The organism is Bartonella sp. MR168JLCBS (genome assembly GCF_042194175.1).
This window is the reverse complement of record NZ_JBHIMP010000498.1, coordinates 1-317: the sequence shown is the minus strand read 5'-3', so window position 1 is coordinate 317 and position 317 is coordinate 1. Positions and strand designations below refer to the sequence as shown.

Annotated in this window: 1 pseudogene; it reads left to right on the top strand. The window is 39.4% G+C overall.

The features are described 5' to 3' along the window. A pseudogene (locus tag ACFIK8_RS12230) lies at positions 1 to 186 on the top strand (YqjD family protein); the annotation flags it as partial. Positions 187 to 317 lie beyond the last annotated feature (131 nt).

The window sequence follows — 317 nt, the reverse complement described above, 5'->3', positions numbered from 1 at the left end:
AAAAATAAAGCCGAAAAACTGTATCACTCAGCGAAAGAAAACAGTGAAGACGTTCTGTCTCAAGCAAAAGACAAAATAGGAGACCTTGAACAAAGCATGAATCAATGCGTTCGTAAAAACCCTGGCAAAAGCGTTCTATTTGCAGCAGGGGTTGGGTTTATTCTGGCTCAATTATTGCGTCGTTAAACCATGCATACGTTTATCGCTCCCCTTTTAAACCATCTTATCGGTGGAGGGTTTAAAAGCACCGTCAAGCAAGTAGGTCTTCAAGCAATTTGCTGTGGAATTATTAGCATTTCATTGTTCATGTCTTTAAT